Origin of the sequence: Micromonospora sp. DT201 (assembly GCF_049841575.1) — a bacterium.
Classification (GTDB): domain Bacteria; phylum Actinomycetota; class Actinomycetes; order Mycobacteriales; family Micromonosporaceae; genus Micromonospora.
Map to the genome: position 1 here is coordinate 26,613 of NZ_JBNCKP010000015.1, position 15,383 is coordinate 41,995.

Sequence of the window (15,383 nt, forward strand, 5' to 3'; positions counted from 1 at the left end):
CCCGTCAGGCATCCGGTGCCGTGGTGTCGTTTGCCGTGGTGTCGTGGAGGGCCAGCGCTGCCAGGAGCTCGTCGTGCCAGGCCACCTCGGTCTCCAACCGCACGAGTGTGTGGTGGAAGATGACCGGTTCCAGCCCGATCAGGTGCTCGGCGGCCCGCCCGCGCAGCGCGGTCATTTCGGCGAGCCGCCCGGAGAGTGCAGCCCGACGCCGGGTGACCAGGGTGGTTAGCTCGGCGCGGTCCAATAAGTCGGCGTGCTGGAGCGCCACGTCGATCGGGTCCGGGCGCAGCCTGGCGTCGTTGAGTGCGGCGCGCAGCCTCGTTGTCAGTTCTGCCCGTCCGGCATCGGTGATGGCGTAGACGGTCCGCGCCGGGAGGTTGCCCTCGCGCTCGGTGCCGACCACCTCGATGGCACCCTCATCGGCCATGCGGTGCAGCGCGCCGTACAGGGAGCCGGGTTTGATCTCGGTCCACAGCTCGACCTGGTCGAGCTGGAGTGCGTTTCTCATCCGGTGACCGTGCATTGGCCCGTCCTTGGCCAGTGCGCCGAGGACGAACAACCTTGTCGCATTCACATGAGTACTCAAACAAGAGTAGGTGCTGCAAGTCAAGAGTTCCGACACACCCACCCCCGGTCGGCGGCGCTGCGAAGACCCTCGCCGCCGACCGGTTAGCCTCCCGGGTGGCTGTCAGCTGCAGATCAGGTCATCGAGCAGGGTCATCTGCCGCTGTATGACGGCCATTGCCGGTTCCGGGTCGGCCAGCTCGGTGGCCAGGTACAAGACCGTCGAGCGTTGCCCGTCCGGGCTGACCGCCGTCAGGGTGCTCATCCCGGGCATCGAGCCGACATGCGCCCAGGAGCCGCCGCACCGGTTGGGTATCCACATGATGCCCAGCCCGTAGCGAATGCCTGGTCGAATCCCCTGGAACCCATCGGCCAGCACGGTCTGGCGCAGCTCCGCCATCTGTCCGGGCCGCAACAGCTCACCGCGCGAGAGCGCCTGCCAGAAACGGGCCAGGTCGGCAGTGGTGCTGACCAGGCCGCCGGCCGAGGCCGTCACGGTCGGATTGAAGATGGTCGTGTCGACCATCGGCCCGCCCGGCGCGAACTGCCGGTACCCCTGGGCGTGCGGCTGAGGCAGGGTCGGCCGGTCACCGGGATAGAACGTGTGGGTCAGGTGCAGCGGCATCAGGATCCGGGAGCGCACCTCGGTGGACCACCGGTGTCCGGTGACCCGTTCGATGAGCATCCCGGCCACCAGGTAATTGGTGTTCGAGTAGCTCCAGCTCGTGCCGGCGGGAAACAGCGGCGGGTGCTGCATCGCCATCGTCACCAGCTGCGCCTCGGTGTAGTGGTCGAAGCGGTGCGCCAGGAACTCGTCGGCCGACTGCAGCGCGGCGAGGTCGCCGGTGGAGTCGTAGAGGCCGCTGGTGTGCTGCAGGATCTGGCGTACGGTGATTTGTCGGCCGTCGTTGCCGTTGCCGTCGACGACACCGGGCAGCCAACGGTCGATCGGGTCGTCCAACCCGACCCGGCCCTCGCCGACGAGTTGGAGCAGCACAACCGAGACGAACGTCTTCGTGGTGCTGCCGATTCGGAAGTATCCGTCGACCGGCATCGGTGCGTCGGTGTCCAAGTCGGCCACGCCGCTGCGGGCCATGGTCACCCGGCCCCCGTCGCGGACCAGGCCCTGCGCCCCGGATACGCCGAGGTCGTGCAGATCGTCGAGGCCGTGCTGTAGCACCGTGGCCGTGGACCGGTGCTCCGGCGTCGACGGCGCGGCCGACGCGGCCCCACCGCCGACCGCCGCGGCCAGCACCGCGCCAGCCGTCGCGGCGGCCACGACTCTCCGCCACGTCACCGCCCTCCGGACTGCGAAACGTGCGCTCACATCAAGGCTCCTTTCGGGAATGCGAATGTGCATTTACCGTAGGAAACGCATCGATGTCCGCACCAACCGGAAAACCCGAGACCTGGCATTGGGGCTAACCCCCACGACCCGAGCGGGGAGGGGTCGGTGCGGACCTATGAGCTGAGGTAGCGCAGGACTGCGAGGACGCGGCGGTTGTGGGCCTCGCCAGGGGGCAGGCCCAGCTTGTCGAAGATGCTCGCGACGTGCTTCTCCACGGTTCCGCCGGTCACCACGAGCGCACCGGCGATGCCAGCGTTTGAACGCCCCTCCGCCATCAGCGCGAGTACGTGTCGCTCGCGTGCGGTGAGCGCCGCGACGCCGTCGGCACGGCGGCTGACGCGCAGCAGTTGGCCGACGACCTCGGGGTCGAGCGCCGTGCCGCCCGCGGCGACACGCTCCAGCGCGTCGACGAACTCGGCGACGTCGGCCACACGCTCCTTCAGCAGGTACCCAGCGCCCGCCGCGTTTCCCTCCAGCAGCCGGGCTGTGTACTTGGTCTCGATGTACTGCGACAGCACCAACACCCCGGTGCGGGGGTGCTGGTGGCGGATCTCGAGCGCGGCGCGCAGCCCCTCGTCGGTGTGCGTCGGCGGCATCCGGATGTCGGCCACCACGACGTCGGGCTGATGCTCGGCCACCGCGGCCAGCAGTGCGTCGCCATCGCCCACGGCAGCGCACACCCGGTGGCCATGGTCCTCGATCAGCCGGGCAAGCCCCGCCCGGAACAGGACCGCGTCCTCGGCGATCACCACCCGCGCACTCATGCCCGCAACGGTAGTTCGACGGTGATCTTCGTTGGGCCGCCGGGTGGACTCGCAATCGTGAGCCCGCCGTCCACCACCGCCACCCGCTGTGCCAGCCCGGACAGGCCGGTGCCTCGGGCCGGGTCGGCACCGCCCGTGCCATCGTCGACGACGCTGAGCAGCAGCACGTCCCGCGCTCCGGACACCCGGATGGCGATCTTGTTTGCGAAGCTGTGCTTGGCCGCGTTGGCCAGCAGCTCGGCGGCGCAGAAATACGCGATGGTCTCGATCGCCGGGGTGGGTCGGACCGGGATGCCGACTTCCAGCTCGACCAGGATCGCACTGTCGGCAGCCAGCGAGGCGAGGGCGTCCGCCAGCCCGTTGTCGAGCGCCGGCGGGTGGATCCCACGGGCCAGGCTGCGCAGCTCGCCGAGCGCGTCCTTGGCGCCCCGGAGCGCGGCGTCCACCAGCTCGCGGACCGCCGCGGCGTCCCTGACCTCGCCGCTGTCGCCGAGCTTCTCCCGGGCCATGCCCAGGTTCATGGCCAGCGTGGCCAGCCGGATCTGTGCGCCGTCGTGCAGGTCCCGCTCAAGCCGCCGCAGCAGGGCGGCGGAGTCGTCCACGGCCAACGCCCTGCTCAGCTCCAGGTCGTGGACCCGCTGCGCCAGCCGCCCAGGCCCGAGCAGGCTTCGGACCAGCCAGGCGTCGGCGGACGTGACGGCCCGGGTAACCCACGGGGCGGCCAGCAGCATCGCCGCTCCCGCCGCGGCGGCAGCGAATGTGCCGGCGAGGGTCGAGACGCGGAACGTGCCCTCACCGAACAACCCGAATGGCGTGAACACCGGCACCGGGCTCAGCCGGGCCCCCGGCGGGTGGTTACGGAACGCTCCCCACAAGAGCGGGTAACTCAGGTTGACCAGCCCGCCGATCCAGAAGAACACGGCGTACAGCTCGATCAGGCCGACCGGCAGCTTGGCCAACTGGTAGGCCATGACCCGCCAACCGACGCCGTCGCGAGGGCCCGGGCCGAACCAGGCCCAACCGCCGGGGCGCCGCCGCATCGGCGGCGGCGCCCCGACTCGTACCCCGAGCAGTCGGGTCGCGAGCATGCGCTGCATCGAGCCGAGCCTGCGGGCCGTCGTCGTCGACACCAGCAGTACGAGCAGCAGGCCCACGCAGACACAGGCGATGGCCACCTCGGCCGGGGACGGGTTGCCCCGCGCGCCACTGGCCAACAACCAGGTCAGGTCCACCGCGACAATGAAGAGTGCCACCGGGTTGACCAAGATGGACGGCAGCCCGGCCAGGCAGAACAACAGCTCGCGACCCAGGCGCCGGGTGAACGGTGCCACGATCACCGGAAGGCGCATGCCCGTCATCTTCCCCTCTGCCTGCCCTGCCTTCTATTCACGCATCCCGCCGGGCCAGCAGCCATCCGCCGATCGCCAGTGCGATCACGGCGTACAGGGACAACACGCCGAGTCCGGCCCACGCGGACAGGAAGTCCGGGCAGGATGCACCGTCCCCGCCGCAGGTAACCGGCTTGGTCGTGCTCAGTGAGTTCTCCACGATCAGGATCGGCATGTACGACGCCACGCCATGCGCCATGATGCCGATGAACTGGGCGACCACGTACACGCCCGCCACCAGCACCCCGATTGCGGCCGCGCTGTGCCGGATGATCGCGCCCAGGCCCAGGCCCAGCAGCCCGATCAGGCAGAATCCGGCCCCGGTCACCGCGACAGCCCGTAGCACGCCGGGCTGACCCAGCGTGGGTGCTGCGACGCCGTCGCGCAGCGTGGCTCCCACGGCGAAGAACGCGATGAACGACGCAACCTCCCCGACGATCAGGGTCACGGCTCCGAACACCGCTGCCTTCGCCGCCAGGACCACCGGGCGCCGTGGGACGGCGGCCAGCGTGGCCTGGATAGTTCCCGAGGTGTATTCGCTGGTGCTGGTCAGCACGCCGAGCACACCTGTCAGCAGCAGGCCGGGGACGACGCCGGCGAGCGCATTGTTGGTCACATCCCCGGAGGCGCTCTGGGTGTTCAGGCCCACGGCGACCCCGATCCCGACGGTCCCGGCGACCGTGACGACCAGGGTCCACCAGGTCGAGCGCAGGCTGCGCAGCTTGATCCATTCCATCCGGGCGGCCTGCGCCAGCCCGTAACGGCCGTTCGGCATACGGGTCTCTGCGGTCCTGGTCATGACGTTGCCCCCTTCGCCTGGCTCCCCTGGTACTCGACCACTCCGCTGGTGAGCTGGAAGAACGCGTCCTCCAGCGATGCCGATCCGGCCGACATCTCGGCGACCGTCGTGTCCGCGAGCAGCCGCCCCCGGCCGATCACCACCAGCCGTTCGGCGGTCAGCGCCATCTCGCTGATCAGGTGGCTGGACACGAAGACCGTGCGGCCCTGCGCGGCCAGCGACTTCAGCAGGTCGCGGATCCAGCGGACCCCCTCGGGGTCCAGCCCGTTGACCGGTTCGTCCAGCAGCAGCACAGCCGGATCACCCAGCAGCGCCGCGGCGACCCCCAGGCGCTGCCCCATTCCGAGAGAGAACTTCCCGGCCCGCCGCCCCGCCGCGCTGGTCAGACCGACCATGTCGAGGACCTCGTCGACCCTGGCCCGGGGAATCGCGTTGCTGGCGGCCAGCGCGGCCAGGTGACTGCGGGCGCTACGGCCCGGGTGGAACGCCCTGGCCTCCAGCAGCGCCCCGACCTCCCGCAGCGGCCAGCGCAGCTCGCGGTAGCGGCGACCGCCGATGCGCACCTGGCCGGCGTCGGGCCGGTCCAGCCCCAGAATGAGCCGCATCGTGGTGGACTTGCCCGACCCGTTGGGGCCCAGAAAGCCGGTGACGCTGCCCGGCCGCACGTCGAAGCTGAGCGCGTCGACCGCGACCGTCTGTCCGTATCTCCTGGTGAGATCCCGGGCCTCGATCATCCGAACTCCTTCCGTCGTTGGTATCTACGGAAGATCACGCTAGGCACGTTGCCGCCCGGAAAGGACCCTGCTGACAGCCGTCTTCGGCTGGGGGATTTCCCCCAGGCAGGCCGCGCGCAGCCAGGCGACCCGGCGCTGCGTGCAGCGTTATGACTCTGCGGTCAGAACGTGGCGATCGGGTTGACCGGGCTGCCGGACGTGCCGGCGAAGCGGACCGGCGCGACTGCGAGCTGGAAATCCCACTGGCCGAGTTCGGCAGCCGTCGCCGCGCACGCCTCCAGGTCGCAGTTGTCGAGCAGCCACAGACCCATCGCGACGAGACTCACGGCGTGAACCGGCATCAACACGTCGTCGTACCCCGACGGCTGAACGTCCTGTGGGGTGTCAGCGCCGATCAGCGCGACACCGCGTTCGTGGAGCCACGGTAGGCAGGACGCGTGCCAGCCGGCCTGCGTGAAACCGCTGGCCCCACCGGTCTCGTGCCGGAAGCGGCCGTAGCCGGTCCGCAGGAGTACCGCATCGCCGGGTCGCACCTGTACGCCCTGGCGACGCTCGGCCTCCTCGAGATCGTCGGGAAACACACCCTGCCCCGGGTCCAACCACGACACGTCGCGGGCCCTCGCAACGTCCAGCAGGACACCACGCGTGACGATCCCGTTCGCCGCGGCCGTGACGGCAGCCCACGCCGAACCGGTCTCGGCGTCGACCAACGAGTGCGACCGCCCGTTGTACATCATGCCGTCCCAGAAGAGGTGGCACGGCGAGTCGACGTGGGTGAGGGTGTTGCCGTGGAACGTGATGCCGAGCCGCTCAGACGAGAAGCCCCAGCGCCGGTCGGCGTGGAAGGCGGCCACCGGCATGTTCTCGGCACCCGGCATGTCGGCGGCGCACGGGCACGTCGTCGTCGACCGCTCCATGTCCTGCGGCACGGCGACCTCCCACGCGCAGGACACGCTCCTGCCGTGGCGCACAGCCCGCGCCGCCGCCAACCGGACGTCGTCGGTGATGTGGTTCAGAGTCCCGAGCTGGTCGTCGTCGCCCCACCGTCCCCAGTTCGACAGCGTGTCGAAGTATCCGAGCACGTCGTCCTGCGTCGGCATCGGTCGCTCAGCCGTCATCCCAGCATCGACTCCTCCGGTCACGCGGTTCAAAACACCGCAGGTAGGCTATCCCGCCGCTCGATCGTATTGATCAGGCGCGGCTCACGACGTGGCGGTGAGGATCTCCGTTCTGGTCGCGGTGATGTGGTGGCGGCGGACCGGGAACATCATCGTCGGGTGGGAGATTCCCCAGGCCGCGCCCGTGCAGATGATCTCCTTGTAGCGGGCGGCCAGCCTCCCGGTGATGAGCGACGACTTGGCCCGGTCGTCGGCGGTCACGAACTGGATGATGCCGTCGCGGCGACCGAGGCTGATGCACTGGTTGAAGTAGCGCAGCGGTGCCTTGGGGATCTTCCGACCGGTCAGGCGCGCGGCGATGGCGTCGGCGGCCTGCCAGGCCATCGGGCCCCCGGTGGCGCAGGACATCCGCAGTGGCTTGCCACCCGGCCCTTCAGCGAGCCCGGCGTCGCCGACCGCGTACACGTCGGGGTGTGAGACCGACCGCATCGTGGCGTCGACGACGATCTGCCCGGTCGCCGCGACGGTCAGGGTCGTGGCGGCGGCGATGGGGTGGACGGCGAAGCCGGTCGTCCACACGGTCACCTGGGCCGGGATCACCCGACCGTCGGCGGTGACCACACCGGTCGCCTCGACTCGCGCGATGTCGGTGTGCTCGTGGACGGTGATGCCGAGCCGGTCGCAGACTCCGCGCAGGTGCTGCTGCGCCTTCTCGTTGAGCCAGTCACCGAGGCCGCCACGGGCGGCGATCGCCACGTCGAGGTCCGGCCGGGCCTCCGCGATCTCGGTGACGGCTTCGAGGCCGGTGAGACCCCCGCCGACGACGAGCACGGACCCGCCGGCGGCGAGGTGGCCGAGGCGGTCGCGCAACCGCTGCGCGGCGGGCTTGCCGGCAATGTCGTACGCGTGCTCCCTGACGCCGGGGATACCGTGGTCCGCGGCGGCGCTGCCGAGGGCGTAGACGAGCGTGTCGTACGCGATCTCGTCTGTGCCGTGCTCGGCGACGAGCGCGACGGTCTTGCGCTCGGCGTCGACGGCGGTGACCCGGGCCAGTCGGACCTCGACGCCGGTGCCCGCGTAGACATCGGTCAGCGTCCGGCGCTTGAGGTGCTGGCCGGTGGCGAGTTGGTGCATACGGACCCGCTCGACGAAATCGGCGTCGGCGTTGACGACGGTGATCTGCGTGTCGCCGGGGTGCAGCCGCTTGGCGAGGCGCCCGGCGGCGATGGCTCCGGCGTATCCGGCCCCGAGGACGACGATGCGGTGCTTCATGGTGTGGCTCCTGTCTGGGTGGTTGTCGCTACCTGAACCGGACAGCGACGCGATTCCTGACAGGGCTCGGTTATGACCGGGGTCACCAGACGACGAGTAGAGGCTCCCCATGCTCGGACGCGGCCCACTGGCGCGTGGCGCGGACGAGTTTGTCGGGGTTGACCTGGCTGTGGATTGCCGCGACACCCTCCGGCGTCACCTCCAGGGAGATGACGCCGAAGACCTGGCCGCTGGTCACGAGCACCACGGCGGGATCGCCGTTGACGACGTCGGCGTAGAAGGCGAGGCTGCCTCCCACGAGGTTCCGCTTGACGTCGGTGGGCTTGAACAGGCCACGCAGGAACCTCGCCACCGCCGACGCGCCAACGATTGCTGCGGTGCGGGCCGGGATCTTGCCGCCGCCGTCGCCGGTGCTCGTCACGTCGTCGGTCAGCAACTCGATCAGCGGCTGGATCTCGCCGCTGGTGGCCGCGGCGAGAAACTCCGCTGCCATCTTCCGCGCGGTGGCCCCGTCCACCTCCGCGCGGGCCCGGCCCGAAGCGACGTGCTGCTTGGCGCGTCGGAAGATCTGCTGGCAGTTCGACTCGGTGATGTCGAGGATGTCGGCGATCTCGCCGTGCGAGTAGCCGAAGGCCTCGCGCAGTACGTACACCGCACGCTCGTTGGTCGACAGCCGCTCCATGAGGGTGAGCACCGCCATCGACACCGATTCGCGCTGCACGGCGGTGTCGACCGGGCCGAGCATCCGGTCCCCGGCGAGGACCGGCTCGGGCAGCCAGGCGCCCACATAGGTCTCCCGCCTGGCCCGCGCCGAGGTGAGCTGGTTGAGGCACAGGTTGGTGAGCACCTTCGTCAACCACGCCTCGGGCGTCTCGACGCGCTCCCGATCGGCCGCCTGCCAGCGCAGGAACGTGTCCTGAACCGCGTCTTCGGCGTCGCTCGCCGAGCCCAGCAGGCGGTAGGCGATCGCCTCCAGTCGAGCCCTGGAGCGTTCGAACAGCTCGACCTCATCCGGAGTGAACACCATGGCTCGATAGTCAACCACTTGTGCGCCACCTGCTCATGATCAGCCGGGCGGCTTGAGGTAGCCGGAGCGAATCAGGTCGTCGGCTAGTTCGCCTATCAGCAGCTTGGGTCGGCGCTTCAGCCACCACCTGTCGAATCTGCTGTGCGGCCACCGAGACGGGTCGTCCTCCTGGACGGTTACCGCACGGAACTCCTCATCCAGAGGGTCCACGATGGCTTGCCAGTTAGCACGCACGGGCTCGGTGAGCAGGGGCAGCGCTTGCTCAAGCCATTCCCGGCAGGACAGGTCATTGCTGTACTCGTCCAAATCCCAGTCGTAGCCGTCACGGATCGATTCGATCATCGCCGACCAACCGTCGACCGCCTGGGGGAGGGTGAAAACCGTTCGCCAGCCCCGTTCGCGTAGCTTTTCGCCGACCTGCAACGCGGATTGGTAATCAGCACGAGTCAGGTTCTGATCCTCCATCGGCCCGACCCTACGCCGGACTCTCGTACCCCGCGTACCGTCGATGGTCAGCGTGGAACATAGCCGTCCGCCGAGTGCACCAACAGGCGGAAGCCCATCGGTACCCGCTGGTGACGAGGCACGCCGAGCATCTCATAGTCGACCGTGAGGTAATCGGAGAACAGCCCTGATCCGGGGGTTACCTGCACAGCGTGGCGGCGACCAGGAGCCGTCGACGGCGCAGCACAGTTAGGGCGTGTGTCAAAGCCCCTGGCCGGCCTGCCGCCTGGACTCCGCCTCGGCTCGACCGAGGCTTTGACACACGCCCTGGGCCCCGCACGAGGACGTGCAGCGGCGTCCACGTCATAGAGGCGCACGCTACGACGTGCGCCGTACGCCCGAAAGGGCCGTTAGCTGACCACTTGATGACGAGTAGGTGGCAGCGGCCACGGCCGTCAGGCAGATCACGACCGCGGCGATGAGCGGCGGGCGGCCGCCGAGGTGGACGGCCGCCGAGCCGAGTGGGATCGCCACGACGAGAGGCCCGAACATCGCGGTGTTGGCCGTTGCGGAGACCCGGCCCAGCAGCGCCGACGGCGTGTGCGTCTGCACGGCGGTCACCGCCGCGACCAGGGTCCAGGGCAGGCCGACGCCGGCGACCACCGCGCCGACGACCGTGACCGGCCACCACGGCAGGCAACGGGCCAGGCAACCGACGGCGAACAGCACCGTCCCGGCGACGCCGACAGTAACCGGACCCCGGCCGGCGATGAGCCTCCCGACGATCAGGCCACCGATGATGGAACCGGCGCCCTGGGCGCTGGTCAGCACGCCAAGGAATGTCGTCGGCAGGCGCAGCTCCGTGATGACGATCGCGTAGATCGCCGCGGTCGTGAAGCCGGACATGGCGATCGACACGGCGGCGAGCACGACCGGTAGACCCGTCGCTCGCTGTCCGAACAGGACCGACAGCCCGGTACGCAGGCCACGGTGCCGCTGCGCTGGCTGGGCGGGTGGCGTCCGGCTCAGACGCACTCCCGCGTAGAGGATGGCGACCAGCACCGGCATGGCCGCGCTGAGTACGACGACAGCGTGCCCGCCGCGCCACGCGTAGAGGCCCGCCCCGGCCAGGGGAGCGACGAGCTTCATGCCCTCCTGCGCGCTTGAGCGCCACCCGTTGACGTCGCCAAGTTCGGTCGGTGACAGTGCGGACGGCAGCAGCGCGGTCTCGCCCGCGTCGATGAGCACGTAGCTCGCGCCGTAGACGGACGAGACGACGAAGATGAGCCACGTCTGCCCTGGCCCCCGCACCGCGAAGAGTGCCAGCAGTGCGACGGCCAACATGAGGTTGACCGCGATGACCAGCGGCCGGCGGGGCACCCGGTCGAGCAGAGCGCCCAGCCACGGGCCGGCGAGCACCGGGGCGTACACGCAGAGACCGGCGAGGGCTGCGAGCCCGGTGGAGCCGGTGAGGTCCAGGATCCAGATGCCGGCTACCAGGGACATGGCGCTGCTCCCGAAGCCGGACAGCAGCGAGATAGCCACGAACAAGCCCGCGTTGCGACGCATGAGCCCTCCAGGTTGAGCCGAGACGACTCACATCCTGATTCTTGAGCCCTTGCAAGGCAATGCTGTCGATTCGCGTCAATGTTCCATTGACAGTGCTGCGTCGACCTTCGCTGCGGCGGCGCGTACGGGCACCGGCAGTCGTTCGCCCGCCTCGGCGAGATCAGCGACGAGATGCAGGGCCAACGCGTACAGCGAGCCCGGAACGGCATCCAGCGCGGCGTCCACCGTGCTTCGCACGAGCACCGCCCGAGCGAAGCGCGTGTCCCATCGTCGGTCCGCGGCGATCCACCGCCCGAGGTCGGCCACGGCGGTCCGCAGCGCTGCGATCCGCGCTGAATAACCGAGGTCCAGGTGCTGCCGCCGAGACCGTCGCGCCGCCACCAGGCGCTGCCGGCGCTGCTCCGCGGCCTGCCGGCTGCCGAGGCCCAGTGCCTCGGCGATCTGCGCCCACGTCGCGCCGTCGTGACGCGCCCGGTCGATGAGCTCCAACTCCTGCTCGTCCAGCCGGGCACGGGTAGCGCGCACATCGGCCAACTGAGCCAGCTCCACCGTCACGTGTCAACGCTACATTGACACCACGCGTTGTTCTCTCGTGGCGGTGGTGGGTCTAGACCGAAGTCGACTCGCGCACCATGAATACGTCCACCGGATCCTCGCTTTCGAGCGTGAATCCGTGCCGTTCGTACAACCGCCGTGCCGGACTGCCCTGCAGCACGTTCAGCCGGACCCGGGTGCCGTCGCGGTCGCACTGCTTGAGCAACTCACGCAGCACCGCCGTGCCGATGCCGCTGCCCTGCAGGTGCGGCGCCAGGTAGAAGTGCTCCAGCCAATGGGCGTCGTCCGCCGGACGCAGCGCCACGCAGCCGGCGAACGCGCCGTCCACCTCGACAACCCAGGTGTACGCCGGCGCGAAGCCGTCCCGCAGGCGCTGCCGGACCCGCTGCTCGTCGTACCGCCCGAGCCGTTCCAGATCTGCCCGCAACACCACGGCCCGCAGCTCAACCACCGCGTCGACATCAGTCGTCAAAGCCGGTCGAGTAGTCCAGTCCGCCATGATCATCAGGCTATCTCCTGCACGATCTTGCTCTTACTGCCATCCACTCCATATCGCCGACGTGGGGGTATCCCCGGCACCGGATACCGCCATGTCGGCGAACTGGAGTGGATCACCGCCGCCGTCCGTTACGCGAGGCCGGGAGGCGGTCGGTTTGCTCGGTCTGGGGGATTTCGTCCCGTGGCCGGGGCCATCGTGGCGATGGAATCGGGGGGCCGGTCGGGGTCGTCATGAGGCGGTCAAGATCGAGAAACCAGTTCGACACGGCAGATCATCTACGATCCTGGCTGGCCCGCCAAGATCACGATGTCTTCCGATGGCGCCCCGGGTCCGCGGATGGATTGCCCGTCTCACCGGTTGCCGTCCACAACGGAGGGGTCGTACCGCGGGTTATCCGAGCACTGTGGAAGGAAACCAGTGACACCCAGCCAATGGCAACGCACGCGGAGAGTGCTTACCCTGCTCGCCGCGAGCGTCCTCGTCGCCGGAACCTCGGCGACCGCAGCTCATGCGAAGGCGCCGACCGACCCGGAGGCGCGTGCCTTCGCGCAGATCGACGAGCTGCAGCAACTCAAGAGGTCTCTGTCGGCGGTCGAACGGAAGTTGGACAGCCCGCTCGCGCTCGAACTGCGCAAACGCAGGAACAGGACGGCGATCGACGCAACACCGAAGCTGTCAACCGGGATCACGGTGGCGACGAACGGCACCACACCGGTCGTCGTTCAGGCCGCCAGGGTCGATGACGGTCTGCTGCGACGGCTACGCGGCGTGGGCGCGATCGTGCGGTACCCCTCGCAAAGCACGGGCACGGTCCTCATCGACGCCCCGGTGTCCGAGTTGGACGCCATCGCCTCCTGGCCTGAGGTTCGGCGGGTCAAGGTGCCATCCGGTTTCCAGACCTCCCGCACCGATGCGCCCGGACGTCGGGTTGAGATCGGGTCGGAGGCGAAGGACCAGACCGCGGAACGGATCGCCACCGCGTTGCGCGCCGCCCCGGTGTCGGTCGGTGCCGTCAGTCAGGGCCCGGTGGTCTCCGAAGGGGACCGGGCGCACGCGGCGGACACCGCCCGGAGCAAGTACAAGGTCACCGGTGTCGGCGTGAAGGTCTGCGCGATCTCCGACGGAGTGCTGTCACTCGGCAACTCGGTTGCCAGCGGTGAGCTGCCCGGCGACGTCGACGTGTTGCCTGGCCAGGCGGGCCAGGGCGACGAGGGCACCGCGATGCTGGAGATCATCCACGATCTGGCACCCTCCGCGAAGCTTGGCTTCGCCACCGCCTACGAGACCGAAGAGAGCTTCGCCGACAACATCCGGTCGCTGCGCTTCTCGGCACACTGCGACATCATCGTGGACGACATCCTGTATTTCCACGAGGCCGCTTTCCAGGATGGGGTGGTCGCCCAGGCGGTCAGCCAGGTGATCGCGGACGGTGCGTTCTACTTCAGTTCGGCGGGCAACGACGGCAACACCATCGACGGAACCACCGGCAACTACGAGGCTGATTTCGTCAACTCCGGGCAGCGTGTGGACACCTCCGGCAGATTGCACGACTTCGACCCCGGGCCGGGCGTCCAGGTCTTCAACCCGCTGTCCGCCAACAGCACCGGTAAGGCCGTCACGCTCTGGTGGAACGACCCGCTCGGTGCCTCTGGCAACGACTACGACATGTACCTGGTCGATGCCGACGGCAACGTTCTGACCGCCTCGCAGGACACCCAGGACGGCGACGACGACCCGTACGAGTTCCTCGAGACCGGATACGCCGCCGGGCAGCGAGTGGCAGTGGTCAAGTCATCCGGTAAGAACCGGTACTTCCAGCTCAGCGCATTGCGCGGGCGGTTCTCCGACGCGGACGGGCTGAAGGCGTATACCACGCCGGGTGTCACCCGTGGGCACAGTGCCGTGCAGGAGGCATTTTCGGTCGCGGCGGCGCCAGCAGCCGCGGCGATGGGCGAGTTGGAGCCGGGCGATTCGGCCAGCCCGGTCGGCCCCTTCCCGCAGACGTTCACCGGCGCCTCCGCGCTGGAGCGCTTCACCTCCGACGGACCCCGCCGGGTCTTCTTCAAGGCCAACGGGAAGCCGATCACCCCCGGCAACCTGACCTCGTCCGGTGGTGAGCTCCGCCAGAAGCCCGACATCACGGCTGCGGACGGGGTCGCCACCTCCGTGTGGGGCTTCCAGCCGTTCTACGGCACCTCGGCAGCGGCGCCGCACGCCGCCGCCATCGCGGCTCTGGCGCTCTCCGGCAACCCGGGGATGACAAACGCCGAGCTGCGTACGGCGATGACCCGTACCGCGCTCGACCTCGCGCCGGCCGGCGTGGACACCCGATCGGGGCACGGCATGGTCCGGGCGGATCTGCTGCTCAAGGACACCGGTGCGACGCCGCAGCCGCTGGTGCAGGCTGGCAAGCCGGTCACGACGCCGATATCCGGTGACGGTGACCAGTATCTGGAGCCGGGTGAGAAGGCATCGGTGTCGCTTCCGGCGGTCAATGTCGGCGACGGCAAGGCCACCGGCGTCAGCGTCACCCTGACCACCGACGATCCACGGGCCAAGATCACGGCCGCACAGCGGTACGGCGCTCTCGCACCGGGTGCCAGCAAGTTCATGGGCTTCACGCTCACGCTGGCCAAGGACTATCCGGTGGGCCGACCGGTGACCCTCACCGCCAAGACCACGTTCGTCGGCGTGCTGTCGCCGACGGCGGGACGCCAACTGGTGGCGACGGGCCAGGTGTCGACGGAAGCCCAGACCTTCGCGTACGACGGTCCGCCGATCGCGATCCCGGACAGCGACCAGACCGGCATCACCGCCAGCATCGACGTCTCCGGGGTCGGGTCCGTGGCCAACATGACGTTCTCGATCGACGGCACCGAATGCACCACCAACCCCGAGTCGACGACCGTGGGTCTCAGCCACCCGTACATCGAGGACGTGACGGCCGTGCTCACGGCGCCGAACGGTGCCAGCGCACAACTCTTCAGCGGGGTCGGCTTCGGCGGCACGAACATGTGCCAGGTGGTCTTCGACGACCGGGCCAACCAGTCGATCACCTCGGTCCAGCCCGCCCAGTCGCCGTTCAGCGGCAGTTGGCGGCCCGTCGCTCCGCTCGCTCCGCTCTACGCGGCGTCGGTGGACGGTACGTGGACTCTTTCGATGATGGACACGATCGGCGGCCTGTCCGGGACACTGCGGGCCTTCTCACTGCACTTCAAGAAGTACGAGGCCTGATCTCGGTCACCTGCACCGCCTCGAGGCTCAGCACCTCGGGGCGGTGCCGGACCGTTTCACGTTTTCGC

Annotated in this window: 14 protein-coding genes; 1 reads left to right on the top strand and 13 read right to left on the bottom strand. The window is 69.3% G+C overall.

Annotation, left to right across the window (positions count from 1 at the left end):
• Nucleotides 1-4 precede the first annotated feature (4 nt).
• The 13 genes from ACLQ28_RS22545 to ACLQ28_RS22605 form a co-directional block, all read right to left on the bottom strand.
• Nucleotides 5-628, bottom strand: a complete 624-nt coding sequence (locus tag ACLQ28_RS22545; RefSeq protein ID WP_425688259.1) for a PadR family transcriptional regulator — start codon at nucleotides 626-628, stop codon at nucleotides 5-7.
• A gap of 60 nt (nucleotides 629-688) precedes the next feature.
• Nucleotides 689-1,891, bottom strand: a complete 1,203-nt coding sequence (locus ACLQ28_RS22550) for a serine hydrolase domain-containing protein (RefSeq protein WP_425688260.1) — start codon at nucleotides 1,889-1,891, stop codon at nucleotides 689-691.
• 134 nt (nucleotides 1,892-2,025) lie between these two features.
• Entirely contained in the window at nucleotides 2,026-2,676 is a 651-nt protein-coding gene (locus ACLQ28_RS22555; RefSeq protein WP_425688261.1) for a response regulator transcription factor, read from the bottom strand.
• Nucleotides 2,673-4,025, bottom strand: coding sequence for a sensor domain-containing protein (locus tag ACLQ28_RS22560; RefSeq protein ID WP_425688262.1), 1,353 nt, complete (start codon nucleotides 4,023-4,025; stop codon nucleotides 2,673-2,675). The genes ACLQ28_RS22555 and ACLQ28_RS22560 overlap by 4 nt, the downstream gene beginning before the upstream one ends.
• 37 nt (nucleotides 4,026-4,062) lie before the next feature.
• On the bottom strand, nucleotides 4,063-4,863 hold the full coding sequence (locus ACLQ28_RS22565) for an ABC transporter permease subunit (protein WP_425688263.1): 801 nt from the start codon (nucleotides 4,861-4,863) through the stop codon (nucleotides 4,063-4,065).
• Nucleotides 4,860-5,597 carry an ABC transporter ATP-binding protein gene (locus ACLQ28_RS22570; RefSeq protein ID WP_425688264.1) on the bottom strand — a complete coding sequence of 246 codons (738 nt, stop codon included), beginning with the start codon at nucleotides 5,595-5,597 and terminating at the stop codon, nucleotides 4,860-4,862. The genes ACLQ28_RS22565 and ACLQ28_RS22570 overlap by 4 nt, the downstream gene beginning before the upstream one ends.
• 161 nt (nucleotides 5,598-5,758) lie before the next feature.
• Nucleotides 5,759-6,715 carry a cyclase family protein gene (locus ACLQ28_RS22575; RefSeq protein WP_425688265.1) on the bottom strand — a complete coding sequence of 319 codons (957 nt, stop codon included), beginning with the start codon at nucleotides 6,713-6,715 and terminating at the stop codon, nucleotides 5,759-5,761.
• Nucleotides 6,716-6,799: 84 nt separating this feature from the next.
• A complete protein-coding gene (locus tag ACLQ28_RS22580) occupies nucleotides 6,800-7,987 on the bottom strand; it encodes an NAD(P)/FAD-dependent oxidoreductase (RefSeq protein WP_425688266.1) in 1,188 nt (395 codons plus the stop codon).
• Nucleotides 7,988-8,069: 82 nt separating this feature from the next.
• Nucleotides 8,070-9,014 (bottom strand): RNA polymerase sigma factor SigJ, encoded by a 945-nt coding sequence (sigJ, locus tag ACLQ28_RS22585; protein WP_425688403.1) that lies wholly within the window; start codon nucleotides 9,012-9,014, stop codon nucleotides 8,070-8,072.
• Between the two features lie 39 nt (nucleotides 9,015-9,053).
• Nucleotides 9,054-9,479: a hypothetical protein gene (locus tag ACLQ28_RS22590; protein WP_425688267.1), complete on the bottom strand. Its 426-nt coding sequence runs from the start codon at nucleotides 9,477-9,479 to the stop codon at nucleotides 9,054-9,056.
• A 357-nt stretch (nucleotides 9,480-9,836) separates the two neighbouring features.
• Nucleotides 9,837-11,027, bottom strand: a complete 1,191-nt coding sequence (locus ACLQ28_RS22595) for an MFS transporter (RefSeq protein ID WP_425688268.1) — start codon at nucleotides 11,025-11,027, stop codon at nucleotides 9,837-9,839.
• A 75-nt stretch (nucleotides 11,028-11,102) separates the two neighbouring features.
• Nucleotides 11,103-11,582 (bottom strand): hypothetical protein, encoded by a 480-nt coding sequence (locus ACLQ28_RS22600; protein ID WP_425688269.1) that lies wholly within the window; start codon nucleotides 11,580-11,582, stop codon nucleotides 11,103-11,105.
• Nucleotides 11,583-11,634: 52 nt separating this feature from the next.
• A complete protein-coding gene (locus ACLQ28_RS22605) occupies nucleotides 11,635-12,081 on the bottom strand; it encodes a GNAT family N-acetyltransferase (RefSeq protein WP_425688270.1) in 447 nt (148 codons plus the stop codon).
• 450 nt (nucleotides 12,082-12,531) lie between these two features.
• On the opposite strand from ACLQ28_RS22605, the gene ACLQ28_RS22610 reads away from it, so the two are divergent.
• On the top strand, nucleotides 12,532-15,315 hold the full coding sequence (locus tag ACLQ28_RS22610; RefSeq protein ID WP_425688271.1) for a S8 family serine peptidase: 2,784 nt from the start codon (nucleotides 12,532-12,534) through the stop codon (nucleotides 15,313-15,315).
• Nucleotides 15,316-15,383: the final 68 nt, after the last annotated feature.

Coding starts and splice junctions, on each gene's coding strand:
- ACLQ28_RS22555 (WP_425688261.1), bottom strand. CDS start 2,676: ATGAGTGCGCGGGTGGTGATCGCCGAGGACGCGGTCCTGTTCCGGGCG.
- ACLQ28_RS22560 (WP_425688262.1), bottom strand. CDS start 4,025: ATGCGCCTTCCGGTGATCGTGGCACCGTTCACCCGGCGCCTGGGTCGC.
- ACLQ28_RS22565 (WP_425688263.1), bottom strand. CDS start 4,863: ATGACCAGGACCGCAGAGACCCGTATGCCGAACGGCCGTTACGGGCTG.
- ACLQ28_RS22570 (WP_425688264.1), bottom strand. CDS start 5,597: ATGATCGAGGCCCGGGATCTCACCAGGAGATACGGACAGACGGTCGCG.
- ACLQ28_RS22575 (WP_425688265.1), bottom strand. CDS start 6,715: ATGACGGCTGAGCGACCGATGCCGACGCAGGACGACGTGCTCGGATAC.
- ACLQ28_RS22580 (WP_425688266.1), bottom strand. CDS start 7,987: ATGAAGCACCGCATCGTCGTCCTCGGGGCCGGATACGCCGGAGCCATC.
- sigJ (WP_425688403.1), bottom strand. CDS start 9,014: ATGGTGTTCACTCCGGATGAGGTCGAGCTGTTCGAACGCTCCAGGGCT.
- ACLQ28_RS22590 (WP_425688267.1), bottom strand. CDS start 9,479: ATGGAGGATCAGAACCTGACTCGTGCTGATTACCAATCCGCGTTGCAG.
- ACLQ28_RS22595 (WP_425688268.1), bottom strand. CDS start 11,027: ATGCGTCGCAACGCGGGCTTGTTCGTGGCTATCTCGCTGCTGTCCGGC.
- ACLQ28_RS22605 (WP_425688270.1), bottom strand. CDS start 12,081: ATGGCGGACTGGACTACTCGACCGGCTTTGACGACTGATGTCGACGCG.